This is a genomic window from Methylorubrum sp. Q1, assembly GCF_004683995.1.
Taxonomy (GTDB): Bacteria; Pseudomonadota; Alphaproteobacteria; order Rhizobiales; family Beijerinckiaceae; genus Methylobacterium.
Map to the genome: position 1 here is coordinate 163758 of NZ_SRHQ01000010.1, position 24123 is coordinate 187880.

Below are 24123 nucleotides of genomic sequence, written 5' to 3' on the forward strand. Positions count from 1 at the left end.
GGGCCCGACCCGGTCCGGATGGAAGCAAGCGAGGGCCCAATTGGTTCGTGCGTTAACGAACGATCCGATCGAGGCGGTTGTTCACGAAGAAATACAGCTCCTTGGCGCCGGGCTCGGTGTAGAGCACCTGCACCTCACGACCGGAGCGGCCTTCGCCGACCAGCACGTCGGTGGGCGGGCGCCCCTTGAGCCGCACGAGGTCGCATTCGCCGATTCCGGTTTCGATGGCGGCGGCCGTGCCCGGCGCCGGGCCGGTGCAGGCGCCGTTGCCATCGAGCACGGGGCCGAGCGCGGCTGCCGGCGACGCCGGGAGGGCGGGCAGCACCGCGCTCGGGGACGGCGGCGGCGGGATCGGTTCGCGGCGCTCGGCGGTGTTGCAGCCCGCCAGAAAAACGGCGGGCAAAACTCCCAAAAGAATCCTCAAGGCGTCGGTCTCTTCTCCGGCATGGTCGCGCCCGACGCGCCTCCGCCCTTCGCGCTCCCGTCGGAGCGGGTCTCCAGCGCTCGGGCGAACAGGTCGGCGGCGTCGTCGTGGAAGGCGTTGCGCGAATCCGGCCGCGTGTAGAACATGTGGCCGCCGGGATAAACCGAGAGCTTGAGGCGGTCGGGCGAGCCGTAGACCGGCATCTGGTCCAGCAGCATCTTCGAGGTGAAGTAGGGCGTCACGAGGTCTGTGAAGCCGTGGGCGACGAGCACCCGCATCCGCCCGTCGAGCGCCAGCGCGTCCTTCAGGGCCCCCATGGCTTCCGGCGCCGAGCGGCCCGAGCCCCAGCTCCAGCCACGGTTGACCGCGCCGTTGAGCAACTCGTAGCGCATGTTCTCGACGCGCCAGTTCAAGCGGCCCTGATAGAGCTGCACCATGGCGGTGGTGAGCGGCGCCTGCAGCGCGTCGAGCACCGGATCCTCGAAGTTCGATTGCGGCGCGGTCGGGTCCGGGTCCCAGCCGGTCACGCCGGTGTCGTAGGCCGAGGCGACGCGGCCGGCGTCCCGCCCGATCTCGCGCTGGTAGCTGTGGGCGGTGAGCCGCCCGGCCTGACGCCGTGCGGTCTCCGGATCGAGGCCGGTCAGCGCCGAAACCTTCTCGGCGAGCCGCGCCACCGCCTCCCGGTCGGACGGGCCTTTCAGGAGATCGGTGAGATAGGCACCGGACGCGTAGGTCTCGGCCTCCTTCATGAGTTCGCGGCTGGGCGTCGTGCCCGCGCGCTCCAGCGCCGCGGCGGCAAACGACGGGAGTTTGGTCACGAAGCCCCACGGCGTCGTGCGGGGCGGCTGCAGCCACGCGAAGTCGAGCACGGGGGAGAGCAGCACGAGGCCCGAGAGGCCGACGCCGACATCCTGCTGCAGCTTCTGCGCAATCAGCGGTCCGCGGAAACCGCCATAGCTCTCGCCGACGAAGAATTTCGGCGAAGCGAGACGGTCGTTCTGGCGCAGATAGCGGGCGATGGAAGCGGCCAGCACCGAGGCATCCGCATCGACGCTCCAGTACTTCTTGCCGTCGCCGTCCGCCGCGCGGCTGTAGCCGGTGCCGACGGGATCGATGAAGACGAGATCGGTGAAGTCGAGCCAGGTCGCCGGGTTCGGCTGAAGCGCGATCGTCTGCGACGGGCTGATCGAGGGGCCGTCGGTCGGCAGCCGCCAGGGGCCGATCGCACCGATGTTGAGATAGGCCGAGGCCGCGCCCGGCCCGCCATTGACGCCGAAGGTGATCGGCCGGGAGGCGGTCTCCTCCGGCTTGCCCGCCTTGGTGTATGCGATGAAAGCGATCTCGGACTGAAGCTTGCCCTCCTCGTCCACGAGAGCGAGGCTGCCGGCGGTGGCGGTGAAGGCGAGCGCACGGCCGTTCGGACCGTCGATGCTGTGCTCGGTGGTCGCGTCCGGCGGCAGGCGGCGGCCTTCGGGCGCCTTGCGCGACGGTGCCTGCCCCGGTGCCTTCCCCTGTGCTTGGCCGGGGCCCTCGCCCTGCGCCGGGCCGTGCTGGGCGAGCACCGGCACCGGCCCCAATCCCACGGCGAGGGAGAGGAAGCCGGCAAGGCAGAGCCGGGCCGTTCCGGCACGGGGGGAGAGGGAGAAGGCTTGCGTCATCGGTCTCTCGCGATCCTCGGCCGGTTGGTCGCGCCCCGCCGTCGGACGGGGCGCGGGTCTCATGCCTTCTTGGTCCAGCGCCCGCCCTCGTCCTGCTGCCAGTAGGCGATGGCGTGGCCGGCGGCCTTGGCGCCGCGCCATTGCTCGCGGGCGTGGAGCAGCGCGTCGGTGTCGGTGCCGTCGAACAGGATGCAGATCCGCTGGTAGCTCTCCGCATCCTCCGGCAGTTCCGCGCCCTCCACGAGGAAGCGGATCGAGGCACCGTTGGGGTTGGTCTCGCGCAGGGTCAGCACCACGGGCTGGCTCGCCGCGTCCTGATCACGGTCCGTGCCGTGGGGCAGGAAGCTCTCGTCGGTATAGGTCCAGAGGCCGTCGTCGAGCGCCTGAAGCCGCTCCTCGCTCACCGCCTGGATGGCCGCCTGCCAGCCGCGCTCCAGCGACTTCTCGACGAGGCTGGGCAGCACCTTTTCGAGGGGCTGGCGCTGGAGGTGGTAGAACAGGATCTCGGTCACGGCATCGCACCATATAGGGTCCGGCGCTCCTAAGGCAGTGCGGACGTGGCGTCGCGGCCGCCGGCCCCACGGATGGCGCGACGGCTGAGGAAATTCGCGCTGAACCATGCCGTCGGCGGCGGGTTCGCTGTTCACACACGATATCAGGGAAGGACAGAGCCATGCCGACCAAGATGCTCGCGCTCGCTGCCGCGCTGACCCTCGCCGTCTCCGGGGCGGCCTTCGCCCAGTCGAGCACCGGCAAGGGCGGCACCGGCGGCACCACGGACAGCGCCAGCCCGGTGCGGAACAACTCCGGCAACAGCATGCGGCCGACGAACGGCAGCCCCGCAGGTGCCACCACCGGCTCGACCGGCACCATGGCCCCCGGCGCCGCGACCGGCAACGCGCCGGGCGGCACCATGGGCGGTGGCGCGGGCAGCGCCGGCGGCGGCAACAGCGCCGCGGGTCGCTAACGAGAGTTGCCGCTCACGAAAGCGCAAGCGAGGGGCCGGAGCCGATCCGGCCCCTTTTTCTGGCCCGGCGTCAGCCCGGTTCGATCAGGTGCGGCACGAACAGCGCGCCGTCGCCGGTGATCGGGCCGTCGGATTCGCGGATGCAGAGACCGGCCGGCGCATCCCCGACGATCCAGGCGCCGAGGAGCGGGCGGCGGCCCTCGAAGCACGGCAGCTCGGCCAGACCCTGGCGGATGAAGCCGTCCGCACCGTAAGGCCCGTCCGCCCCGGCGATGCGGGCCCCATCGGAAAAGATCTCGACATTGGCGCCCTCCCGCGAGAGCAGCGGCTTGCGCACATAGGCGCCGCCCAGGCTCGCACAGGCGGGATCGGCCTCGAAGAAGGCCGGCAGCAGGTTCGGGTGGCCGGGCTCGCGGGCCCAGAGATGGGCGAGCAGACCCTTGTTGGAGAGCACCATCTTCCACGGCGGCTCGAGGAACCGCGTCGGCGAGGCCGCGACCGCCGAGCCGAACGCGTCCCGGAACGCCCATTCCCAGGGGTAGAGCTTGAACAGGGCCGCGAAGGGTCGCTCGTCCGGTCCGCAGAAGGCGCCGTCCGCGCGCAGGCCGATCTGCGCGAGGTCGAGCAAGATCGTGGTGCAGCCGGCCTGGACCGCGCAATCCTGAAGGTAGCCGGCGGTGCCCAGGTCCTCCGGGCCGCTCGTGTCGGCGGCGAAGGCGATGAGGCCGGGCGGCGCGATCTCGGACAGGCGCGCGATCAGCCGCTCGTGCAGTGCGTTGAACTGGTCGCTGCCCGCGGGCAGGCGCCCTTCCGTCAGCCCTTGTTCGAGCCAGAGCCACTGGAACACGGCGGTCTCGTAGAGGGCGGTCGGCGTGTCGGCGTTGTATTCGAGGAGCTTGGCCGGCCCGGTCCCACCGTAGGAGAAGTCGAGGCGTCCATAGAGACTCGGATCGCCCCGGCGCCAACTCGCCCGCACCGTGTCCCAGACCGGTTCGGGGATTGCGAGCGAGGCGAGGATGCGCTCGTCCGCCACCGCCTCGGCCGCGAAGTCGAGGCAGAGCGCGTGCAGCTCGGCGCTCGGTCCTTCGATGTCGTCTTCGGTCTCGGCCAGCGTGAAGGCGTAGGCGTGGGTCTCGTCCCAGTAGGGTTCGCCGTCGATGGTGTGGAAGGCAAAGCCCGCGTCCCCCGCGATCTCCCGCCAGCCGGGCCGCTCTCCGCAGGCGATGCGGCGCATCAGGTTCCGCCGAAGGAGGAGACGCTGCGCCCGCTGCTGCCGAAGCCGCCGAACTTCGTCGCCTGCGTAGCGGCGGGCTTGAGCGTCGCCGAGGAGGCGTGGCCTCCGCTTCCGGTGAAGACCTTGCCGCCTGAGCCGGTGCAGTAACTTCCATGATGACCGCCGTGACCCTCGCGGTGCTCGTAGACCGGTTCGGGTGTCACCCAATCCGACGCCCGGCGACCGAGGAGGAAGCCCGCCATACGGGGGACGAAGTGCGGCGGCGCATCCGGGTCCGGCAGGCAGTGCGACGAGCCGTGGTGCTCCTCGCACTCCGCCGGAGAGCCGTAACGTGGCGCGGTCGAGGGATAGGCCGCGCGGGCGGTGGCATAGTCGCTGCGGCACTCGTCGGCCGGGCGGATGCCGTCGGCGGCGCAGGCGGCCACGTCCGCGTAGACCAGGACGTCCTTCGACGGCACGGTCCGCTCGAGAGAGGCAAGGCCGAGAGCGGCGAGGCCGGCGCTCGCGACCAGCACCGTCGAGACGGTCTGCGAGCGTTTGCTTGCGCCCCTGTCGCGTGGTGTGACGGCGGGAGCAGGGTCGGTCGGCCTGCGGCGGCCGAATTCTGCCCGGTTCTCGCGGTCGTCCGCCACGGGGTCAGTAGCTCATGGAGGCGGCGTTCACGAGGCCGCCCGCCAGGGACGCGGCCCCGAGCAGGACAGCGGGCGCGGTCTCGCCCTCGTCGATCCGCCGCGACAGGTTCGGCAGCAGCGGCCGCATCAGCCAGTAGATCGCGACCTGCACCACGAGGGCGACGAGCCCCCAGACGATGCAGTCGAGGAGCGAGCCGGCGTAACGCACCGCCGCCGAGAGCGGGATCGAGTAGCCGAGCAGGCTTCCTCCGAGGGCCAGCGCGGCCGCGAGGTTGCCCTCGCGCACCAGGGCGATCTCCCGGTGCGCCGTCGCGGTGAGGTAGGTCACGAGGTAGAGGGCGGTGAGGCCGAGGGAGACGGCGAAGTAGGCGAGAAAGGCCGGAAGGCCCGAGATCGTCGTCAACCGGCGTTCCCCTCAGGTCAGACCAGGCGGCTCTGCTCGATCGCGGCGGCGATGAACCCCTTGAACAGGGGGTGCGGCTCGAACGGGCGCGACTTCAGCTCCGGGTGGAACTGCACGCCGATGAACCACGGATGGCCCACGTGCTCGACGGTCTCGGGCAGGAGCCCGTCCGGCGAGGTTCCGGAGAAACGCAGGCCCTTGGCTTCCAGGCACGCGCGATAGGCCATGTTGACCTCGTAGCGGTGGCGGTGCCGCTCCGAGATCTCGGTGCCGCCGTACATCTGCGCGATCTTGGTGTCCGGGTGGAGCGTCGCCTTGTAGGCGCCGAGCCGCATGGTGCCGCCGAGATCGCTCTCGGCCGCGCGCCGCTCCAGCTCGTTGCCGCGCATCCATTCGGTGAGGAGGCCGACCACCGGCTCCTCGGTCGCGCCGAACTCGGTTGAGTTGGCGCCCTCGATCCCGGCGAGCGAGCGCGCGGCCTCGATCACCGCCATCTGCATGCCGAAGCAGATGCCGAAATACGGGATGTTGCGCTCGCGCGCGTAGCGGGCCGCGCGGATCTTGCCCTCGGCGCCGCGCTGGCCGAAGCCGCCGGGCACGAGGATGCCGTGCAGGCCTTCGAGGAAGGGGGCGGGGTCCTCGCGCTCGAACACCTCAGCCTCGATCCATTCGAGGTTGACGCGCACGTTGTTGGCGATGCCGCCGTGGGTCAGCGCCTCGGTGAGCGACTTGTAGGCGTCCTTCAGGCCCGTGTACTTGCCGACGATGGCGATGGTGACCTCGCCCTCGGGGTTGCGCACCCGCTCGAGGATGTCCTGCCAGCGGTCGAGCTTGGGCTGGCTCTCGGGTTCCATCTGGAAATGCGCCAGGATCTCCCGGTCGAGTCCCGCCTCGCGGTAGGAGAGCGGCACGGCGTAGATCGTGTCCACGTCGCGCGCCTCGATGACGGCGCTCTCCCGCACGTTGCAGAACAGGCCGAGCTTGCGCCGCTCGTCTTGCGGGATCGGCCGGTCGCAGCGGCAGAGGAGGATGTCGGGCTGGATGCCGATGGAGCGCAGCTCCTTCACGGAATGCTGCGTCGGCTTGGTCTTCAATTCGCCGGCGGACGGGATGTAGGGCAGCAGCGTGAGGTGCAGGTAGCAGACGCTGCCGCGCGGGCGCTCCTGGCCGATCTGGCGGATCGCCTCGAAGAACGGCAGGCCCTCGATGTCGCCGACCGTGCCGCCGATCTCGACCAGCACGAAGTCGTAGTCGTCGTTGCCGTCGAGGACGAACGCCTTGATGGCGTTGGTGACGTGCGGGATCACCTGGATCGTGGCGCCGAGATAGTCGCCCCGCCGCTCCTTGGTGATGATGTCGAGGTAGATCCGCCCCGTGGTGACGTTGTCGGCCCGCGAGGCCGGCAGGCCGGTGAAGCGCTCGTAATGGCCCAGATCGAGGTCGGTCTCGGCGCCGTCGTCGGTGACGAACACCTCGCCGTGCTGCGTCGGGCTCATCGTGCCCGGATCGACGTTGAGATAGGGGTCGAGCTTGCGCAGGCGCACCCGGTAGCCGCGCGCCTGGAGAAGGGCGGCGAGCGCCGCCGAGGCGAGACCCTTGCCGAGGGAGGAAACCACGCCGCCGGTGATGAAGACGTACCGCGTCATGGGCTTTGGTCCATAAAGGGGCTCAAGCGATTCGCCAAACCGCAACGATTGCCGCACCCCGCCGGCCACGCGGGAGGCGGCACGGGGCGAGGCCCCTCATGCCGTTGAGGAATTCGTTTCTCACGTCCCTGCGGCCGATGCGCCGGCCGCAAGGCTCTTATCCGCAGATGATGCGGCTCGACCGCAGCGCTCAGCGCGATTGTGGCGCGTCCGGCGTCGCCGGTGCGGCCGGGGGCGTGTCGGGAGCGGGGGCCGGGGTCGCCGGCTTAGCCGGTGCGTCGGTCGGGACCGAGGCCGGCTGGCCGCCCTGGCTCGGGCTGCCGCTGCGCAGCGTGTCGAGCAGGTTGTCCGCGTTCACCGGCTTGTCGGTCTGCTGCGTCTGGCCCTGCGGCGTCCCGGCCTCGTCGAGGATCGAGCGGGGCGCGGCGCTTCGGTGGGCCAAGATCGCCAGCGCGATGCTGGTGGTGAAGAACAGGGCGGCGAGGATCGCGGTCGCGCGGGTGAGCGCGTTCGCCTGGCCGCGGCCGGTCATGAAGCCGGAGACGCCGCCCCCGCCGCCGCCGCCAAGCCCGAGCCCACCCTCCGAGCGCTGCAGCAGCACCACGGCGATCAGCGCCAGCACGATGATGAGATGGACGAAGATGAGGACGGTCTGCATAGCGATTCCGGTGCCCGCTCGCGCGGACGCTGTCGGTGTGCCGGACATGGGTCGCGCGCAAAAGCAGCGCGCCCGCGTATCCGCTGCACGAAGTGGGGGCTCCTACACCGTTTGCCCACCCGCGCCAACCGGCCTTCACGCAAGCGGGCGGGACAAACGCCTCGCGCGCCCGACACGAAGGACGAGCCGAGGCATCGGGAACCGCCACTCTCACCTATAGAGACGGCGCGCGGGAAAAACGCCGCAGGAGCATGGTCATAGGGCTACGGCCCGTGCGAGGAGTCGGAATGAGCGATTTTCAGCACGAAGCCGGGCGGTTTGCCGCCTTCATCGACCGCGCCGACCGCGAGGAGATGGAGGCCGTCCAGGGCGACCTCTTGCGGATCGCCCTGGAGCGGCCCGACCCGGTGGGGCGGGCGCAGGCAATGGATGCGCTGCAGGCCGCGCTCTCCGACCGGATCCGGCCGGACGCGATGAGCCCGTTGCAGCAGGCCTTCTACGTCGCGGTGCTCTCGATGATCGAGCGCACCAAAGAGGCGGTGGCAAAGGCACCGGCCCGGGCGGACTGAGCATGGACCCGGCGCGCTCCGTGCGGCGGGACCGGCAGGCCCTCCTCGTCGTCGATGTCCAGGCGAGCTTTCGCGTGGCCGACACGATCGTCGCGGACATCACCGCGCTGAGCCGGACGCTGCACACGGTCGCGACCGTCGAGCGGCACGACGAGGCGGTTACACCGTTCAGGGCGCAGCTCGGCTGGGCGCCGCCGACGGATGAGGAGTCGCTCGTCCCGGCCGACCGGGTTTTCGTCAAGCACGGCTACCTGCCGCCGCCCGCGCTGATCGACCATTTGAGGGCGCTCGACATCGAGCGCGTCCTCGTCTGCGGCGTGCAGACGGAGACTTGCTGCCTTGCCGCCGGCTTCATGCTGTTCGATGCCGGGCTGCGACCGACCCTGCTGCCATGGCTCAGCGTCGGGTCGTCCCTCGACCGTTCGGCCTCGCTCGGGACCGAACTCTAGCGGCATCATTTCGGCAGCGTTCTGAGCGGTCCCGACGCGCTTTAGAGTGCCTCACACAACTCGTGGTCTCTGACCATTCTCGCTCTGCGATGACAGCGCGGCGGGCGTTTTGTGAGAGACATTGAGCGGGCCGGCAGGTCGGCGGCTCAGCGTATCTCGGTGCAGCGCGCCGTTGCGAGGGCGGCCCATGCCGGTTCGAAATCCGGCTCGGTGCCATCGCCCCGCTGCACCGAGGCTTCGAGACGGACGACACCGCCCGCACGCTCGGCCTCCGCGACGAGTGTCGTCTCCTCGCCCCCCGATCCCCCGGTCTGGCGTGTCACCCGGTAGCGGACGATCGTCGCACCGAGCGGCCGGCGCTCCGTCAAGATGGCCGCGTCTCGGCCGTGTCCGGGCGTCAGTCTGATCTCGACCACGCTGCGCCGGCCCTCCTGCCCGATCGGCTGCAGAGTGATGTCGCCGCCGCGTAGCTGGGCCGAAAAACCCTTGGGGATCTCGACGGTCAGCCGACATCCGCCCGGCGCCGTGATCGCTGCGCCCTGCGCTGCCGTGACCGCCAGGAGAACGGGGATGGTTCCGATCGCCCAAAGAAGCCGCCGGGCGCCGAGCAGCCCCGGTCGTAGGAGGCTGACGGCGCGGCAAGGACGCGAAGGGCTCACCCCTCGTAAGCGCGGCAGATTCCCAAAAAGTCCTCCGCCACGAGGCTGGCGCCGCCGACCAGCGCGCCGTCGACGTTCTCCACCGCCATCAGTTCGCGGGCATTCGAGGGCTTCACCGAGCCGCCGTAGAGGATGCGGATCTTGTGCGCCTCGTCGCCGACGAGCTTGTCGAGCATCTCGCGCAAGCTGGCATGGACCTCGGCGATCTCCTTGGCCGTCGGCGTGCGGCCCGAGCCGATCGCCCAGACCGGCTCGTAGGCGATCACCGTGTCGGCGCCGGTCGCGCCCTTCGGTAGGCCGATGGCGAGCTGCGCACGCACGATGTCGAGCGCCCGGCCCTGCTCGCGCTCCTCCATGGTCTCGCCGACGCAGATGATGCCGCGCAGGCCGGCGCGGCGGGCGCCCAGCGCCTTGGCGTGGACGCCGTCATCGGTCTCGTAGTGGTAGGCGCGCCGCTCGGAATGGCCGACGATGACGTAGGTGGCGCCGAGATCGGCGAACATCTCCGCCGAGATCGAACCGGTGAAGGCGCCGCTCGGCCGGGCGTGCAGGTTTTGGCCGCCGATGGCGACCACGGAGCCGTAGACCGCTGCCACGCAGGAGGAGATCAGCGTCGCGGGCGGGCAGATCAGCACGTCGATCTTGTCCGCAAGGGCCGGCGAAAGCCCGTCGCGGATCGCCTCGACGGTCGGAACCGAGGAGAGCAGACCGTTCATCTTCCAGTTGCCGGCAACCAGCGGACGGCGTCCCTCGCTTGCCATGGCGTCCTGCTTCTCCGTGTCTCGATGGAAGGCTACAACTTTGTCGGCGCACCTAGCAGAGCAAGCTTGGGCGCGCAAACGACCTTTGGGCGGTCGCCCCCGGCGGTCGGCGTGCAATCGACATGCCCTTTGCGCCGCCGCCCCGATCGTCTATCGCGGGGCTCGAATTTGTTCCCCGCCCCTGCGGGCAGGGACCGTAGAGATCTAGGCCCGGGCGTCCGATGCTCCAGTCCATTCGCAGTGCCAGCCAGCATTGGCTCGGCAAGGTCGTGCTGTCGGTGATCTTCACCTTCCTGATCGCGGGCGTCGCGATCTTCGGTGTGGAGGAGTTTTTCCGCGGCGGATCGACCACGGCGGTCGCCACCGTCGGCAAGACGCCGATCTCGGCCGAAGAAGTTCGCACCGCCTATCAGAACCAGCTCCAGCGCTATCAGGCGCAGCTCAAGCGGACGCTGACGCCGGACCAGGCACGGGCGATGGGCCTGGAACGCCAAGTGCTGGCGCAGCTCATCACCGAGGCGGCGCTCGACCAGAAGACCACGGATCTCGGACTCGCGGTCTCCGACGCGACGGTGCTGCGGGCGATCCAGGACGAGCCGAGCTTCAAGAATGCCAATGGCAGCTTCGACCGGGTGCTGTTCTTTCAGACGCTCCAGCGGGCGGGCCTGAACGAGGCGATGTTCGTGCGCGAGCAGCGCTCGGTCATCGCCCGCTTGCAACTGGCCGATGCGATCGTCGCCGAGATGCCGGTGCCCCAGGCGATCCGCGAGGCGGTGCATCGCTACTCGACCGAGCGCCGCGACGCCGCCGTGCTGACGCTGGCGCCTTCCGCCGCGGGCGAGATCCCGGCCCCGACCGACGAAGAGCTCAACGCCTACTACGAGAACAACAAGGCCTCGTTCCGCGCCCCCGAGTACCGCAGCCTCAACCTGCTGGTGCTCGACCCCGCCGCGCTGGCCAAGCCCGACGAGGTGTCCGACGACGAGGCGCGCAAGGTTTACGAGGCCAATCCCGGCCGGTTCGGCAAGCCGGAGCGGCGTACGATCCAGCAGATCAGCTTCCCCGACGACGCGGCTGCAGCGGAGGCGCGGACCAAGATCGAGAGCGGAGAGACGCCGTTCGAGACCGTGGCCGCCGACCGTGGCCTCGACCCGAAGCAGCTCGATCTCGGCACGATGACGAAGGCCGAGCTGTTCGATCCGGCGGTGGGCAACGCCGCTTTCGCTCTGGAACAGGGCAAGGTGAGCGAGCCGGTGAAGGGCCGCTTCGGCACCGTGCTCCTGCGTGTCACAGCCATCGAGCCGGGCTCGGTCAAGCCGTTCGACGAGGTCAAGGACGAGATCCGCAAGGAGATCGCGCTGAAGCGCGTGCGTGACGGCGGCTTCGACAAGGCGCAGGACGCCATCGAGGATGGTCGCGCCTCCGCCAAGCCGCTCGCCGAAATCGCCGGGGACCTGGGCCTGACGCTGCTGAGCATTCCAGCGGTGGATGCGCAGGGCAACGACCCCTCCGGCCAGCCGGTCGCCGGCATTCCGGACAAGGAGACCACGCTGCCGGCCGCCTTCCGCGCCGATGTCGGCAACGACACCGAGGTGCTGCGCACTAAGACCGGGGGCGCGATCTGGTACGACGTCGTCAAGATCGACCCTTCGCACGAGAAGCCGCTGGCGGAGGTCCGCGACGAGGTGGTGAAGGGCTGGACCGCAGCCGAGATCGAGAAGCGCCTCGTGGCCAAGTCGAAGGAGCTGACCGAGCGCCTCGACAAGGGCGAGGCCATCGAGACCGTGGCGCAGGAGGCGGGGGTGCCGCTGAAGACGATCACCGAGATCGGCCGCAACCAAGCGAAGGACGACCTCTCGACCGAGATCGTCGAGCGTATCTTCACCACCCCGGTGGGCAAGGCAGCCTCGGCGCCCGCCGGCGAGGGACGCGCGGTGTTCAAGGTGACGGCCGCCACGATGCCGGCTTTCGTGCCGGGCACGCCGAGCGACGGGCAACTCGTGACCTCGCTGCGCACGGCGCTCGCCGACGACGTGCTCGGCGAGTTCATCGCCGAGGTGCAGAAGAGCGCCGGCGTCAACGTGAACCAGACCGCCCTGCGGCGGGCGCTCGGCGGCGAGTACTGAGAGGCCCCCGATGACCGAGCCTGCGCACGAGGCCGTAGCGCGCGCCTACGAGGCCGGACGGGCAAGCCTGCTCGGCCTCACCCTGGTGGCCGATCTGGAGACGCCGGTCGCGGCCTTCCTCAAGCTTAAGGCGGTCCATGCCGGCCCCGGCTTCCTGCTCGAATCGGTCGAGGGCGGCGCGGTGCGCGGGCGCTACTCGATGATCGGACTCGACCCCGACCTGATCTGGCGCTGCCGCGACGGGCGCACCGAGATCGCCCACGACGCGGGCCTCGCGGAGTTCGTGGCCGACGAGCGGGCGCCGCTCGCCTCGCTACGTGCGCTGATCGCCGAGAGCGCCGTGGGCGACGACGCCGAAAGCGCCGCGCTGCCGCCGATGGCCGCCGGCCTGTTCGGCTATCTCGGCTACGACATGGTCCGCGCCATGGAGCGGCTGCCGGAGCCGAACCCCGATCCGCTCGGCGTGCCGGATGCGATCCTGATGCGCCCGCGCGTGATGGTGGTGTTCGACGCGGTGGCCGACGCGCTCACCGTCGTCACCCCCGTGCGTCCAACCGACGGCGTGAGCGCCCGCGCCGCGCTGGAAGCCGCGCAGGCCCGGCTCGACCGGGTGGCGGAAGCCCTCGAAGGCCCGCTGCCGGTCGAGGCGCGCCTCGACGTATCGAGCCTTCCCCTGCCCTCTCCGGTCTCGAACACCGAGCCGGACGCGTTCCTCGGCATGGTGGCCAAGGCCAAGGAGTACATCGTCGCGGGTGACATCTTCCAGGTGGTGCTGTCGCAGCGCTTCGAGGCGCCGTTCACCCTGCCCGCCCTTGCACTCTACCGCTCTCTTCGCCGCACCAACCCGGCGCCGTTCCTGTGCTACCTCGATTTCGAGGCGTTTCAGGTCGTCTGCTCGTCGCCTGAGATCCTCGTGCGGGTGCGCGAGGGCAAGGTGACGATCCGCCCGATCGCCGGCACACGGCGGCGCGGCGCCACACCGGCCGAGGACCGGGCGTTGGCCGACGAACTCCTGGTCGACCCGAAGGAGCGCTCCGAGCACCTGATGCTGCTCGATCTCGGCCGCAACGATGTCGGCCGCGTCTCGAAGATCGGCACCGTCACCGTCACCGACTCGTTCTTCCTCGAATACTATTCCCAGGTCATGCACATCGTCTCGAACGTCGAGGGCGACCTCGACCCCGCTCACGACGCGCTCTCGGCCCTGGCCGCCGGGTTTCCGGCGGGCACCGTTTCGGGCGCGCCGAAGGTGCGGGCGATGGAGATCATCGACGAGCTGGAGCGCGAGAAGCGCGGCCCCTATGGCGGCTGCATCGGCTATTTCGGCGCGCGCGGCGAGATGGACACCTGCATCGTCCTGCGCACGGCCATCGTGAAGGACGGCCGCATGCATGTGCAGGCGGGTGCGGGCATCGTCTACGATTCCGATCCGCACTCCGAGCAGCAGGAATGCGTGAACAAGGCCAAGGCGTTGTTCCGAGCCGCGGAGGATGCGGTGCAGTTCGCGAGCCGGGCCAAGCGCGGGCAATAGAGGCTGCGGCGAAAGCAGGCCTGCGCCCCCGCGCTGCGGCGGGGGCCGTGTCTCGGCAGCCTCAGGCCGCCTTCACGTCCGCGAGGAAGTTCGCGACCGTGCGGCCGAGCCCTTCCGAATCGCGGGCGAGCTGGCGGGCCGCTCCGAGCACCTGCGTCGCCGCCGACCCGGTCTCGCCCGCGCCTTGCCGCATGCCGGAGACGCTGCCGGTGACCTGTTCGGTGCCGCGCGCTGCCTCCTGAACGTTTCGGGCGATCTCGCGGGTCGCAGCCTCCTGCTCCTCCATGGCCGCCGCGATGCTGGTCGAGACCTGTTCGAGGCTGGCGATCTGCCCGCCGATGGCGCGGACGGCGGCGACGGCCGCCTTGGTCGCGTTCTGGATCGCGCCGATCTGGGCGGAGACCTCCTCCGTCGCCTGTCCGGTTCGGGCCGCAAGCTCCTTCACCTCGGTGGCGACGACCGCGAAGCCGCGGCCGGCGGCGCCGGCGCGGGCCGCCTCGATCGTGGCGTTGAGCGCCAGCAGGTTGGTCTGACCGGCGATGCCCGAGATCATGGCCACCACCGCGCCGACGCGTTCGGCCGTTTCGCTCAAGGCGTGAATGGTCGCGTCGGTCTCGGCGACACGCTCGACCGCTGCCCCGATCAGGCTGATGGAGTGGGCGACCTGGGCGGTGATCTCGGCGATCGAGGCCGACAATTCCTCCGTGGAGGCGGCGACGGTCTGGACGTTGGCCGCGGTCTGCGTCGCGGTCGAGGACACCGCCATCGCCTGCGTGGTCGTCTGGTCGGCGATTCCGCTCATGGAGCGGGCGGTCACCTCCATGTCGGCGGCGGCCGTGTTGAGGCCGCTGGTCATCCGGGTGGCGTCGGTCTCGAAGGCGCGGGTCACCGCGTCGAGCCGCTCGGCGCGCACCATCTTGGCCGCGGTCTCACGGCTCTGTTCGGCCTCGAGCCGTTGCCGGGCCAGCGCGCTGTCCTTGAACACCGTGAGCGCCCGGTTGAGGGCACCGATTTCGTCGCGCCGCGCCACGTCATCCACGGGCGTGGCGAGGTCGCCGGCGGCGAGCCGCTCGGTCGCCCGAATGGCCCGGCGGATCGGGCGTGCGATGCCGAACACGGTGATCAGGCCCGCCAGCGAGGCCAGCACCCCGACACCCGTGATGGCCCCGATGATGAGGCGCGTCGTGGTCGCGCGGCCTTCCTCCTTGACCGCGCGGATCGTGGCCTCGGTGGTGGCCGCGTTCACGCTGAGGTGGGACGACAGGCGCTCCTCGAGGCGCTGGCGCGCGGCCCGCCCCTCGCTGTTGGAGATGGCAATCGCCCCCTTCAGGTCGCCCTGCAGAGCGCGCTCGATGCTCCTGTCGACCGCCTGCAGATAGGCGCTCACGACGCTCCGGGTCTCCGTGTAACGCTTGTGCAGCTCGCTCGTCTCGGCCGCCGCGAGGATCATGTCGATCTGCCGAAAAATCTCCGCCCGGCTCGCTTCCAGAAGCGCCTTCGTCTTCGTCACCTCGGCCGGATCGGTGGCGATGATGATGCTCTTCTCGTGGATCGTCACGTCCTTGGCCGCGCGATCGAAGTCGCTGACCGCGATACGGCGCCGAAGGGTGTAGTCGGTGAGCCGCGTCACCCGTTCCAGCGTCCCGTCGATGCCGGATTTGGCCGTGACCACGAGGCCGGAACTCAGGCAGATCAGAAGGCCGATCGGGATCGCGAGCTTCAGGGGCAACTTGAGATCGTTGAGTAGGCGCACGAGGTCTTTCCGATCATGACGTGAGATTATTATTCATCCAAACAAATGATGGGATCCGAATTTTAAGATGCGGTTGCTCTCCCGAGCTCTTTTCTTTGAATACTCAGTTTGTGAAGTGCGCTCTTGCTCCCCTCCCGGGAATGGGCTTCCCCGACTCCGGCCACGTCGATCCCGTGGAGCGCGGGACCGGGTCCGCGGTGCGCTCCGGGAACCCGTTGACCCCGGCTCGATCAGGGGTCACATCGGCCGGGTCACTCCGCAAAGCCGGCGGCCATGTCCAACGTCCTCGTCATCGACAATTACGATTCCTTCACCTGGAATCTCGTCCACCTGATCGGCCCGCTCTGCGGTCGGATCGACGTGGTGCGCAACGATCAGATCGATGTCGCCGGCATCCGTGCGCGGGCGCCCGACGCGCTCGTGCTCTCGCCGGGGCCGTGCACCCCGAACGAGGCCGGCATTTGCCTCGATGCGGTGCGGGAACTGGGCTCCGAGATCCCGATCTTCGGCGTGTGTCTCGGGCTCCAGACCATCGGGCAGGCCTATGGCGGTGACGTGGTGCGTGCGCCCTCCCCCATGCACGGCAAGGTCTCCACCATCCGCCACGAGGCGAAGGGTGTGTTCCGCGGCATCAACGAGGGCTTCGCCGCCACGCGCTACCACTCGCTGGTGGTCGACCGTGCAAGCTGCCCGCAGGATCTCGCGGTAACGGCGGAGGCCGACGGGCTCATCATGGGGCTCCAGCACCGGGAACTGCCGGTCCACGGCGTGCAGTTCCATCCCGAGAGCATCCTCTCGAACCACGGCACGCAGATCCTACGCAACTTCCTCGACATCGCCGCGGCGTGGCGCAAGGAGTCGGCCGCCCGAGCGTGACAAGCCCGGCCTCGGCGTGCATTGACGGGGCACACCCTATTCCCTCTCCCTTTCGCGGGTGAAGGTGCCTCGCGGATGAGAGGCGGAAGGGGAGCGAGGCGTTCCGAATTACGCGGAGCCCTCCCCTCGCCCGACCCGGCTCGCGGGCCACCCTCTTCCGCGAAGGTGAGAGGGCTTCCAGCGGATGATCACGGACCCATGGAGTCCTTCAAAACCCATCTCGCGACCGTCGCGGCCGGCGCCTCGCTGAGCCGCGAGCAGGCCCGCGCCGCCTTCGATGACCTGCTCTCGGGCGAGGTCACGCCGATCCAGGCGGGCGCCTTCCTCACCGCCCTCTCCGTGCGCGGCGAGAGCGAGGAGGAGATCGTCGGCGCGGTCTCGGCGATGCGCGCGCGGATGCTGCCGGTGGCCGCACCCGCGGGCGCCATCGACATCGTCGGCACCGGGGGGGACCATTCGGGCAGCTACAACGTCTCGACGCTGGCCGCGATTCTCACCGCCGCCTGCGGCGTGCCCGTGGCCAAGCACGGCAACCGCGCCGCCACCTCGCGCTCCGGCGCCGCCGACGTGCTGGCGGCCCTCGGCGTCAAGATCGGCTTGCCCCCCGAGGCCCTGGCGCGCTGCCTGTCAGAGGCGGGGCTCTGCTTCATGTTCGCGCAGACGCATCACGGCGCCATGCGCCATGTCGCGCCGGTGCGCACCGAACTGCCGTTCCGCACCATCTTCAACATGCTCGGGCCGCTCTCGAATCCGGCCGGGGTCACCGCGCAGGTGTTCGGCGTCTCGCGCCCGGCCTGGGCCGAGCCGCTGACGCGGGTGCTGGCCACGCTCGGCAGCCAGCGGGTCTGGACCGTGCACGGCTCCGACGGGCTCGACGAGATCACCACCACTGGCCCGACTGCGGTGGTCGCGCTGGAGGCTGGCGCGCTGACGCACTTCACCCTCGATCCGCGCGAGGTCGGCCTGCCGCTCGCGACCCTGGACGACCTGCGCGGGGGCGACCCCGAGCACAACGCCGCCGCGCTTGGCGCCGTGCTGGAGGGCGCCCGCAACGCCTACCGCGACATCGCCGTGCTGAATGCCGGCGCCGGCCTCGTGGTGGCAGGGGCCGCCGGCACGCTCGCCGAAGGCGTCGCGCGGGCGCAAGGCGCGATCGATTCCGGCGCGGCGCGGGGCACGCTGGCGCGCCTCGTCGCCGTGTCCAATGCGTGATAGACGGCTTCGAACGGTTCTAAGGACAACCCGATGGACGATATCGTCGCCGACGTGACCGCCGGGCCCGCCCCGGAACGGGCGAGCGTGCTGGCGCGGATCGAGGCCTACAAGCGCCGCGAGATCGCCGAGGCGAAGCTGCGCGTGCCGCTGGCCAAGCTGGAAAAGCAGGTCGCCAAGGCCGAGCCGCCGCGCGGATTCGCCGATGCCATTGCCCGACATATCGCGGAAGGCCGTCCCGCCCTGATCGCCGAGATCAAGAAGGCCTCGCCCTCCAAGGGGCTGATCCGCGCCGATTTCGACCCGAAGACGCTGGCCAAGGCCTACGCCAAGGGCGGCGCCACCTGCCTGTCGGTGCTGACCGACACGCCGTCCTTCCAGGGGGCGCCGGACTTCCTGATCGAAGCGCGCGCGGCCTGCGGCCTGCCGGTCCTGCGAAAAGACTTCATGTTCGAGCCGTATCAGGTCTACGAGGCCCGCGCCTGGGGCGCCGATTGCGTCCTCGTCATCATGGCCTGCCTCGACGATGCGGAGGCCGCCGACATCACCGAGACCGCGCATGATCTCGGCATGGATGTGCTGGTCGAGGTCCACGACGCGCAGGAGCTGGAGCGGGCCCTGCCGCTCGGCACCCGTCTGGTCGGCGTCAACAACCGCAACCTCAAGACCTTCGAGGTGTCGTTCGAGACGGCGATCACCCTGAAGCCCGGCATCCCCGCCAATCGGATCGCGGTGGCCGAGAGCGGCATTGGCGGACATGCCGACGTGCTGCGGCTGAAGCAGCACGGGCTCGATACCATCCTCGTCGGCGAGAGCCTGATGCGGCAGGACGACGTGACTGCGGCGACACGGTCCCTGCTGTTCGGGGATCGGGACCGGTGAGCGGCGCCACCCTCACCCATATCGACCGGACCGGCGCGGCCAACATGGTCGATGTCTCGGACAAGGCCGCGACGTCGCGCACGGCCGTGGCCGAGGGCGTGGTGGTGATGCAGCCCGAGACCCTGGCGCTGATCCGCGAGGGCGACGCCAAGAAGGGCGACGTCATCGGCACCGCCCGGCTCGCCGGCATCATGGCCGCCAAGCGAACGCACGAGCTGATCCCGCTCTGCCACCCGCTGCTGATCACCAAGGTGCGGCTCACCTGCGAGCCCGACGACGCCCTTCCCGGCCTGCGCCTGACTGCGGAGGTGAAGGTGCAGGGCCAGACCGGCGTCGAAATGGAGGCCCTGACCGCCGTCTCGGTCGCCTGCCTGACGGTCTACGACATGGTGAAGGCCGCCGACCGCGGCATGCGCATCGAGGGCATCCGCCTCCTGTCGAAGGAGGGCGGCAAGTCCGGCGCATGGAACGCCGGCTCATGAGCCTGCTCTCGGTTGCTGAGGCGCTCGCAAAGATCCTCGCCGCCATCCCCGGCCCGGTCGCGGTGGAGGATATCCCCATCGCGCAGGGCGCCGGCCGCACCCTGGCCGCCGACCTGACCGCCCGGCGGACCCAGCCGCCGTTCCCGGCTTCCGCCATGGACGGCTACGCCGTGCTCGCCGCCGACGTGGCGACCGTGCCGGCCCGCCTGCGCCTGATCGGCACCAGCGCGGCCGGCCACGGGTTTTCCGGGACATTGGCCGCGGGCGAGGCCGTCCGCATCTTCACCGGCGCACCGGTTCCCGAAGGCGCCGATGCGATCCTGATCCAAGAGAACGCCGAGGCCGAGGGCGAGACCGTCACCGCCCGCGAGCCGGTGGCGACGGGCCGCTTCCTGCGCCGCGCCGGCCTCGATTTCCGCGAGGGCGAGACGCTGGTGCGGGCCGGCGAGGTCCTCGACGCGCGCCGCCTCGCCCTGGCGGCCAGCGCCGGCCATGCCGTGTTGCCCGTGCGGCGCAAGCCCAGGGTCGCCGTCCTCGCGACCGGTGACGAATTGGTGCGGCCGGGCGAGCCGGCGGGGTGGGACCAGATCGTCGCCTCGAACGGTCTCGCGCTCGGAGCGCTGAGCCTGGAGGCCGGCGCGGAGGTCATCGATCTCGGCATCGTCACGGACGAGCTCGGCGCCTTGCGCGAGGCGGTCGGCCGTGCGCGGTCGGCCGAGGCCGATCTTCTGGTGACGCTTGGTGGCGCCTCGGTCGGCGATCACGACCTCGTCCAGGCGGCGCTCGGTGCCGAGGGGCTGGAACTCGGCTTCTGGCGGGTGGCGCTCCGCCCCGGCAAGCCGCTGATGCACGGGCGGCTCGGGCCCATGGCGGTGATCGGCCTGCCGGGCAATCCCGTCTCCTCGATCGTCTGCGGCCTGCTCTTCGTGGTGCCGGCGATCCGCGCGCTCCTCGGCGATCCCCGCGCGGGCGAGGACCGCAGCGAGCCGGCGCTTCTCGGCCGCGACATGCCGGAGAACGACGCCCGCCAGGACTATCTGCGCGCCCGCCTCGATACGGCGCCGGACCGGTTGCCGGTCGTCCACCCCGAGGCCCGCCAGGATTCATCGATGCTCTCGGTGCTCGGCACCAGCGAGGCCCTGCTGGTCCGTCCGCCGCATGCGAGCCCCGCCAAGACGGGCGACCCGTGCCGCATCATCCGGCTGGATCGGCGGATCGTCTGAGTTGCCATCGCGGCCGGTGCCGCTGGTTGTGGCCCCAACGGCGCAAAAGTCTTGCATCCGCCTGATTTTCTGCCGAAGAGGGCGGCCTTCACCGGCAAAAGGCACGGGACCGCGCGGCGGACGCCGCCGGGCAAGCATGGGCGGGGAGCGTTGGGACCGATGAGTGAGACGCGGGAGCTGGGTTCGGCCGATATCCAGAAAGTGCTGGAACTGCTGCCCCACCGCTATCCCTTCCTGATGATCGACCGCATCATCGAGATCGACCGGGACGAGAGCTGCATCGGTATCAAGAACGTCACGGCGAACGAGCCGCAATTCACCGGGCACTTCCCCGGCCTGCCGGTCTTCCCCGGCGTGCTTCTGATCGAAGGCATGGCCCAGACCGCGGGCGCGATCTGCTGCCGCCACATCATGAATGACGACCTGAAGACCAAGCAGGTCTTCTTCATGACCATCGACAAGTGCAAGTTCCGCAAGCCCGTCGTGCCCGGTGACCAAGTGCGCTTCCACATGACGAAGATGAACCAGCGCAAGACCATGTGGTGGTTCCGCGGCGAGGCCCGCGTCGACGGCGCCCTCGTCGCCCAGGCCGAGATCGGTGCCATGCTGGTGACGGAGTGAACGCAGTGCGGGACGGGATCCATCCGAGCAGCGTCGTCGAGGACGGCGCCCGGCTCGGGGACGGCGTGCGGATCGGCCCGTTCTGCCATATCGGGCCCGACGTCGTGCTGGGGGATGGCTGCGAACTCGTCAGCCACGTCGTGGTCGCCGGCCGGACCACGGTGGGCGCGCGCACCCGGATCTATCCCTTCGCTTCGATTGGCCATCCGCCGCAGGATCTGAAGTTCCGCGGCGAGCCCTCGACGTTGGCGGTCGGCTCCGATTGCCTGATCCGCGAAGGCGTGACGATGAACCCCGGCACCGCCGGCGGCGGTCTGGAAACGGTGGTCGGCAACGGCTGCGCGTTTCTCGCCAACAGCCATGTCGGCCATGATTGCCGCGTCGGCGACCACGTCATCTTTTCCAACAACGTCATGCTCGCCGGCCATTGCACGGTCGGCAACTACGCCATCCTCGGGGGCGGTGCGGCGGTGATCCAGTTCGCCCGCGTCGGCGATCACGCCTTCGTCGGCGGCCTCTCGGGGTTGGAGAACGACTGCATTCCCTACGGCATGGTGCTCGGCAACCGCGCCTACCTCTCCGGGCTCAACATCATCGGCCTGCAACGCCGCGGTTTTTCGCGCGATGACATCCACGCCCTGCGCCGGGCCTATCGGCTGCTCTTCGCCCAAGAGGGCACGCTGATGGAGCGCGTCGAGGACGTGGCCGCCGAGTTCGATACCCATCCGGCGATCCACGAAATCCTCTCCTTCATCCGCGCGGGCGGTAAGCGCTCGATCTGCACGCCCCGCCCCGTCTCCGCGGCGGCCTGAGGCGGCCCGCCGTGATCGATCCGGCCCGACCCCTCGCCCTGGTGGCCGGCGCGGGCCACCTGCCGGAACTCGTCGCGGCCTCCCTCGATCGGGCGCGGCGGCCGTTCCGGATCCTGGCCGTGCGCGGTTTCACCGAGCGGGCGATGCGGCGGCGCGCGGACGCGGTGGTCGATCTCCTCGATATCCCCGGCACCCTGCGCATCCTGAGGGAGTGGGCCCCCGCCGCCGTGGTACCGGCCGGCGGCGTCACCCGCCCGAGCCCGGCCGCCCTGCTCAACGCGGCGCATGCGGTGCGCAACCGCGATATCCTGAAAAGCCTGGCCGGCGGTGACGACCGGCTCCTGCGGGCCGTGCTCTCGCTGCTCGAGGAGAACGGGCACCGTGTGCTCGGCGTTCACGAGGTCGCGCCCGACTTGCTCGGCCGGCTTGGCCGGCTCGGCGAGGTGGAACCGGATTCCGACGCGACCCTCTCGATCGCCACGGGCCGTGCCATGCTCGGCGCCCTGAGCCCGTTCGATGTGGGTCAGGCGACCGTGGTGGCGGGCGAGCGCGTCATCGCCGTCGAGGGACCCGAGGGCACGGACCGGATGCTCGCCCGCGCCCGTGCGCTCAACCGCAAGCCGTTCGGCCGCGGTACGCCTGCGAAGGGGACGGTGCTCGTCAAGCTGCCGAAGCTCGGCCAGGATCTGCGGATCGATCTGCCGGCCATCGGCCCGCGCACCGTGCGCCGTGCCGCGGAGGCCGGCTGCGCCGGCATCGCCATCGGCGCCGGCCATACCCTGGTGATCGACGGTGCGGCGACGGTGGCGGCCGCGGATGCGGCGGGCCTGTTCCTGATCGGCGTGGAGGTCGCCCCGTGACGCATCGGCGGATCTGGCTCGTGGCGGGCGAGGATTCCGGCGACCAGCTCGGCGCCAAGCTGATCCGGGCGCTGCGGGCGTTGTCGCCGGCGCCCCTGACGCTCGGCGGCGTCGGCGGCGAGGCGATGGAGGCGGAGGGCTTCCGCTCGCTCTTCTCCATCGATGACGTGGCGGTGATGGGCTACCTCCCCGTGCTCGCCCGCGCCCGCACCCTGCTGCGGCGCATACGCGAGACGGTGGACGACGTCGTGGCGGGCCGGCCCGACGTGCTCGTCATCATCGACAGCCCCGGCTTCACCCACGCGGTCGCGACCCGCGTGCGCAAGCGCCTGCCGGATCTGCCGATCGTCGACTACGTCTCGCCGAGCGTCTGGGCTTGGCGGCCCTGGCGGGCCAAGGGCATGGTGCCCTTCATCGACCACGTGCTCGCCCTCCTCCCCTTCGAACCGGAAGCGCATCGCCGCCTCGGCGGGCCGCCCTGCTCGTATGTCGGCCACCCGCTGATCGAGCGTCTGGCCGAGCTGCGCCCCTCCCCCGACGAGGCCGCGATCCGCGAGGGACGTCCACCTCTCCTCGCCGTGCTGCCGGGCTCGCGCCGCTCGGAAATCGAGCGGCTGATGCCGGTCTTCGGGCGGGCGATCGCCGAACTCAGCCAGCGGGTCGGCCCGTTCGAGATCGAACTGCCGGCGGTGAGCCGTCACCGCGCCCTGATCGAACGGCTCGCCGCCGCCTGGGAGCGGCATCCGCGGATCGTCCACGGGGAGGCCGACAAATACGCGACCTTCCGCCGGGCGCGGGCCGCGCTCGCGGCCTCCGGCACCGTGACGCTCGAACTCGCGCTCGCCGGCGTGCCGATGGTGGTGGCCTACAAGGTGTCGCGGGTCGAGGAGGTCATCGCCCGGCGGCTCATCCAAGTGCCGACGATCGTGCTGCCGAACCTCATCCTGTCCGAGAACGCCATGCCGGAATTCGTGCAGGCCGATTGCACACCGGAGCGGCTGGCCGGGACGCTGGCGCCGCTTCTCTCGGGCGGCCCCGCCCGCCGGACGCAGCTCGACGCGCTGGCCCGCATCGACGGCCGGATGCGGCTGCCCGGCGACGAGGAACCGAGCCGGGCGGCGGCCCGGATCGTTTTGGAGGCACGGCGGGCGGCATGAGCGAGGAAGCGACGACACCGAGAATCGCGATCTACGTCGATGCCGACGCCTGCCCGGTGAAGGACGAGGTGTACCGCGTCGCCGGGCGCTACGGCCTTCACGTCTTCGTCGTCTCGAACAGCTTCCTGAACCTTCCGCGCGAGCCCTGGATCGAGCGGGTCGTCGTCGGGGACAAGTTCGATGCGGCCGACGACTGGATCGCCGAGCGGGCGAGCCGTGGCGCCATCGTGATCACGGCCGACGTGCCGCTCGCGAGCCGCTGCGCGAAGGCGGGCGCCGTCGCGCTCGCGCCGAACGGCAAGGCCTTCACGGAATCGTCGGTCGGTCTCGCGCTCGCGACCCGCAACCTGATGCAGGATTTGCGGGAGGCCGGCGCGATCACCGGCGGTCCGAGGCCGTTCTCACCGAAGGACCGCTCGGCCTTTCTCGGTGCTCTGGATCGCGTGGTCATGCGCCTGAAGCGCGATCTCAAGCTCTGACATCGTGCGCCTCTGGACCGCTGGGTCCGGAGGTGCCCTTGAGTGCCTC

Annotated in this window: 26 protein-coding genes; 15 read left to right on the forward strand and 11 right to left on the reverse strand. The window is 70.4% G+C overall.

Going from position 1 to position 24123, the window contains the following annotated elements; genetic code table 11:
• Nucleotides 1-52: 52 nt before the first annotated feature.
• From E4V01_RS11945 to E4V01_RS11955, 3 genes are read right to left on the reverse strand one after another with little or no spacing between them, the layout of a single operon-like run.
• On the reverse strand, nucleotides 53-424 hold the full coding sequence (locus E4V01_RS11945; protein WP_135298479.1) for a hypothetical protein: 372 nt from the start codon (nucleotides 422-424) through the stop codon (nucleotides 53-55).
• Complete coding sequence (locus E4V01_RS11950) at nucleotides 421-2082, reverse strand: S10 family peptidase (protein ID WP_060771903.1); 1662 nt, start codon at nucleotides 2080-2082, stop codon at nucleotides 421-423. The genes E4V01_RS11945 and E4V01_RS11950 overlap by 4 nt, the downstream gene beginning before the upstream one ends.
• Before the next feature lie 59 nt (nucleotides 2083-2141).
• Entirely contained in the window at nucleotides 2142-2594 is a 453-nt protein-coding gene (locus tag E4V01_RS11955) for a DNA polymerase III subunit chi (protein WP_060771904.1), read from the reverse strand.
• A 161-nt stretch (nucleotides 2595-2755) separates the two neighbouring features.
• On the opposite strand from E4V01_RS11955, the gene E4V01_RS11960 reads away from it, so the two are divergent.
• A complete protein-coding gene (locus E4V01_RS11960; protein ID WP_135298480.1) occupies nucleotides 2756-3049 on the forward strand; it encodes a hypothetical protein in 294 nt (97 codons plus the stop codon).
• A 70-nt stretch (nucleotides 3050-3119) separates the two neighbouring features.
• Here E4V01_RS11960 and E4V01_RS11965 read toward each other — a convergent pair whose 3' ends face one another.
• From E4V01_RS11965 to secG, 5 genes are all read right to left on the reverse strand, one after another.
• Nucleotides 3120-4283, reverse strand: coding sequence for a glutathionylspermidine synthase family protein (locus tag E4V01_RS11965; RefSeq protein WP_135298481.1), 1164 nt, complete (start codon nucleotides 4281-4283; stop codon nucleotides 3120-3122).
• Nucleotides 4283-4915 carry a DUF1190 domain-containing protein gene (locus E4V01_RS11970; protein ID WP_135298482.1) on the reverse strand — a complete coding sequence of 211 codons (633 nt, stop codon included), beginning with the start codon at nucleotides 4913-4915 and terminating at the stop codon, nucleotides 4283-4285. Before E4V01_RS11970 ends, E4V01_RS11965 begins: the two co-directional genes overlap by 1 nt.
• A 4-nt stretch (nucleotides 4916-4919) precedes the next feature.
• Complete coding sequence (locus E4V01_RS11975) at nucleotides 4920-5318, reverse strand: DUF350 domain-containing protein (protein WP_135298483.1); 399 nt, start codon at nucleotides 5316-5318, stop codon at nucleotides 4920-4922.
• A gap of 17 nt (nucleotides 5319-5335) precedes the next feature.
• Nucleotides 5336-6964, reverse strand: a complete 1629-nt coding sequence (locus E4V01_RS11980) for a CTP synthase (protein WP_060771909.1) — start codon at nucleotides 6962-6964, stop codon at nucleotides 5336-5338.
• Nucleotides 6965-7154: 190 nt separating this feature from the next.
• Nucleotides 7155-7622: a preprotein translocase subunit SecG gene (secG, locus tag E4V01_RS11985; protein ID WP_135298484.1), complete on the reverse strand. Its 468-nt coding sequence runs from the start codon at nucleotides 7620-7622 to the stop codon at nucleotides 7155-7157.
• 287 nt (nucleotides 7623-7909) lie between these two features.
• Between secG and E4V01_RS11990 the strand changes: the two genes are divergently transcribed.
• Both E4V01_RS11990 and E4V01_RS11995 read left to right on the forward strand, forming a co-directional pair.
• Entirely contained in the window at nucleotides 7910-8191 is a 282-nt protein-coding gene (locus E4V01_RS11990) for a hypothetical protein (protein WP_060771911.1), read from the forward strand.
• Between the two features lie 2 nt (nucleotides 8192-8193).
• Nucleotides 8194-8640, forward strand: a complete 447-nt coding sequence (locus E4V01_RS11995) for an isochorismatase family protein (protein ID WP_135298485.1) — start codon at nucleotides 8194-8196, stop codon at nucleotides 8638-8640.
• 146 nt (nucleotides 8641-8786) lie between these two features.
• On the opposite strand, the gene E4V01_RS12000 is transcribed toward E4V01_RS11995, so the two are convergent.
• Together E4V01_RS12000 and tpiA are read right to left on the reverse strand one after the other, a co-directional pair.
• Nucleotides 8787-9299 (reverse strand): Tsi3 family protein, encoded by a 513-nt coding sequence (locus E4V01_RS12000; protein ID WP_245517523.1) that lies wholly within the window; start codon nucleotides 9297-9299, stop codon nucleotides 8787-8789.
• A complete protein-coding gene (gene tpiA / locus E4V01_RS12005) occupies nucleotides 9296-10060 on the reverse strand; it encodes a triose-phosphate isomerase (RefSeq protein WP_135298486.1) in 765 nt (254 codons plus the stop codon). Before tpiA ends, E4V01_RS12000 begins: the two co-directional genes overlap by 4 nt.
• Before the next feature lie 221 nt (nucleotides 10061-10281).
• On the opposite strand from tpiA, the gene E4V01_RS12010 reads away from it, so the two are divergent.
• On the forward strand, nucleotides 10282-12186 hold the full coding sequence (locus tag E4V01_RS12010) for a peptidyl-prolyl cis-trans isomerase (protein ID WP_135298487.1): 1905 nt from the start codon (nucleotides 10282-10284) through the stop codon (nucleotides 12184-12186).
• Between the two features lie 10 nt (nucleotides 12187-12196).
• Nucleotides 12197-13717 (forward strand): anthranilate synthase component I, encoded by a 1521-nt coding sequence (trpE, locus tag E4V01_RS12015; RefSeq protein ID WP_135298488.1) that lies wholly within the window; start codon nucleotides 12197-12199, stop codon nucleotides 13715-13717.
• A 61-nt stretch (nucleotides 13718-13778) separates the two neighbouring features.
• Here trpE and E4V01_RS12020 read toward each other — a convergent pair whose 3' ends face one another.
• Nucleotides 13779-15470: a methyl-accepting chemotaxis protein gene (locus E4V01_RS12020; protein WP_135298489.1), complete on the reverse strand. Its 1692-nt coding sequence runs from the start codon at nucleotides 15468-15470 to the stop codon at nucleotides 13779-13781.
• 273 nt (nucleotides 15471-15743) lie between these two features.
• Between E4V01_RS12020 and E4V01_RS12025 the strand changes: the two genes are divergently transcribed.
• The 10 genes from E4V01_RS12025 to E4V01_RS12070 all read left to right on the forward strand — a co-directional run bounded on the left by E4V01_RS12025 (nucleotide 15744) and on the right by E4V01_RS12070 (nucleotide 24074).
• Entirely contained in the window at nucleotides 15744-16346 is a 603-nt protein-coding gene (locus tag E4V01_RS12025; RefSeq protein WP_135298490.1) for an aminodeoxychorismate/anthranilate synthase component II, read from the forward strand.
• 198 nt (nucleotides 16347-16544) lie between these two features.
• Complete coding sequence (gene trpD, locus E4V01_RS12030; protein ID WP_060771918.1) at nucleotides 16545-17558, forward strand: anthranilate phosphoribosyltransferase; 1014 nt, start codon at nucleotides 16545-16547, stop codon at nucleotides 17556-17558.
• A gap of 33 nt (nucleotides 17559-17591) precedes the next feature.
• The gene (trpC, locus tag E4V01_RS12035; RefSeq protein WP_060771919.1) at nucleotides 17592-18440 is read left to right on the forward strand and encodes an indole-3-glycerol phosphate synthase TrpC; all 849 of its coding nucleotides are present in this window, start codon (nucleotides 17592-17594) and stop codon (nucleotides 18438-18440) included.
• Entirely contained in the window at nucleotides 18437-18922 is a 486-nt protein-coding gene (moaC, locus tag E4V01_RS12040) for a cyclic pyranopterin monophosphate synthase MoaC (RefSeq protein ID WP_060771920.1), read from the forward strand. Before trpC ends, moaC begins: the two co-directional genes overlap by 4 nt.
• Entirely contained in the window at nucleotides 18919-20145 is a 1227-nt protein-coding gene (gene glp, locus E4V01_RS12045; protein WP_135298491.1) for a gephyrin-like molybdotransferase Glp, read from the forward strand. Before moaC ends, glp begins: the two co-directional genes overlap by 4 nt.
• Nucleotides 20146-20304: 159 nt before the next feature.
• Complete coding sequence (gene fabZ / locus E4V01_RS12050; protein ID WP_003603892.1) at nucleotides 20305-20766, forward strand: 3-hydroxyacyl-ACP dehydratase FabZ; 462 nt, start codon at nucleotides 20305-20307, stop codon at nucleotides 20764-20766.
• Between the two features lie 5 nt (nucleotides 20767-20771).
• Complete coding sequence (gene lpxA, locus E4V01_RS12055; RefSeq protein WP_135298492.1) at nucleotides 20772-21578, forward strand: acyl-ACP--UDP-N-acetylglucosamine O-acyltransferase; 807 nt, start codon at nucleotides 20772-20774, stop codon at nucleotides 21576-21578.
• Nucleotides 21579-21589: 11 nt separating this feature from the next.
• The gene (locus tag E4V01_RS12060; RefSeq protein WP_135298493.1) at nucleotides 21590-22438 is read left to right on the forward strand and encodes an LpxI family protein; all 849 of its coding nucleotides are present in this window, start codon (nucleotides 21590-21592) and stop codon (nucleotides 22436-22438) included.
• The gene (gene lpxB / locus E4V01_RS12065; RefSeq protein WP_135298494.1) at nucleotides 22435-23595 is read left to right on the forward strand and encodes a lipid-A-disaccharide synthase; all 1161 of its coding nucleotides are present in this window, start codon (nucleotides 22435-22437) and stop codon (nucleotides 23593-23595) included. The genes E4V01_RS12060 and lpxB overlap by 4 nt, the downstream gene beginning before the upstream one ends.
• Nucleotides 23592-24074: a YaiI/YqxD family protein gene (locus E4V01_RS12070; protein WP_135298495.1), complete on the forward strand. Its 483-nt coding sequence runs from the start codon at nucleotides 23592-23594 to the stop codon at nucleotides 24072-24074. Before lpxB ends, E4V01_RS12070 begins: the two co-directional genes overlap by 4 nt.
• The last annotated feature ends 49 nt before the right edge of the window (nucleotides 24075-24123 follow it).

Excerpts from the sequence above, each read along its gene's own strand:
- E4V01_RS11950 (WP_060771903.1), bottom strand. The coding sequence starts at position 2,082 with ATGACGCAAGCCTTCTCCCTCTCCCCCCGTGCCGGAACGGCCCGGCTC.
- E4V01_RS11960 (WP_135298480.1), top strand. The coding sequence starts at position 2,756 with ATGCCGACCAAGATGCTCGCGCTCGCTGCCGCGCTGACCCTCGCCGTC.
- E4V01_RS11965 (WP_135298481.1), bottom strand. The coding sequence starts at position 4,283 with ATGCGCCGCATCGCCTGCGGAGAGCGGCCCGGCTGGCGGGAGATCGCG.
- E4V01_RS11980 (WP_060771909.1), bottom strand. The coding sequence starts at position 6,964 with ATGACGCGGTACGTCTTCATCACCGGCGGCGTGGTTTCCTCCCTCGGC.
- secG (WP_135298484.1), bottom strand. The coding sequence starts at position 7,622 with ATGCAGACCGTCCTCATCTTCGTCCATCTCATCATCGTGCTGGCGCTG.
- E4V01_RS11990 (WP_060771911.1), top strand. The coding sequence starts at position 7,910 with ATGAGCGATTTTCAGCACGAAGCCGGGCGGTTTGCCGCCTTCATCGAC.
- E4V01_RS11995 (WP_135298485.1), top strand. The coding sequence starts at position 8,194 with ATGGACCCGGCGCGCTCCGTGCGGCGGGACCGGCAGGCCCTCCTCGTC.
- tpiA (WP_135298486.1), bottom strand. The coding sequence starts at position 10,060 with ATGGCAAGCGAGGGACGCCGTCCGCTGGTTGCCGGCAACTGGAAGATG.
- E4V01_RS12010 (WP_135298487.1), top strand. The coding sequence starts at position 10,282 with ATGCTCCAGTCCATTCGCAGTGCCAGCCAGCATTGGCTCGGCAAGGTC.
- trpE (WP_135298488.1), top strand. The coding sequence starts at position 12,197 with ATGACCGAGCCTGCGCACGAGGCCGTAGCGCGCGCCTACGAGGCCGGA.
- E4V01_RS12025 (WP_135298490.1), top strand. The coding sequence starts at position 15,744 with ATGTCCAACGTCCTCGTCATCGACAATTACGATTCCTTCACCTGGAAT.
- trpD (WP_060771918.1), top strand. The coding sequence starts at position 16,545 with ATGGAGTCCTTCAAAACCCATCTCGCGACCGTCGCGGCCGGCGCCTCG.
- trpC (WP_060771919.1), top strand. The coding sequence starts at position 17,592 with ATGGACGATATCGTCGCCGACGTGACCGCCGGGCCCGCCCCGGAACGG.
- glp (WP_135298491.1), top strand. The coding sequence starts at position 18,919 with ATGAGCCTGCTCTCGGTTGCTGAGGCGCTCGCAAAGATCCTCGCCGCC.
- fabZ (WP_003603892.1), top strand. The coding sequence starts at position 20,305 with ATGAGTGAGACGCGGGAGCTGGGTTCGGCCGATATCCAGAAAGTGCTG.
- E4V01_RS12070 (WP_135298495.1), top strand. The coding sequence starts at position 23,592 with ATGAGCGAGGAAGCGACGACACCGAGAATCGCGATCTACGTCGATGCC.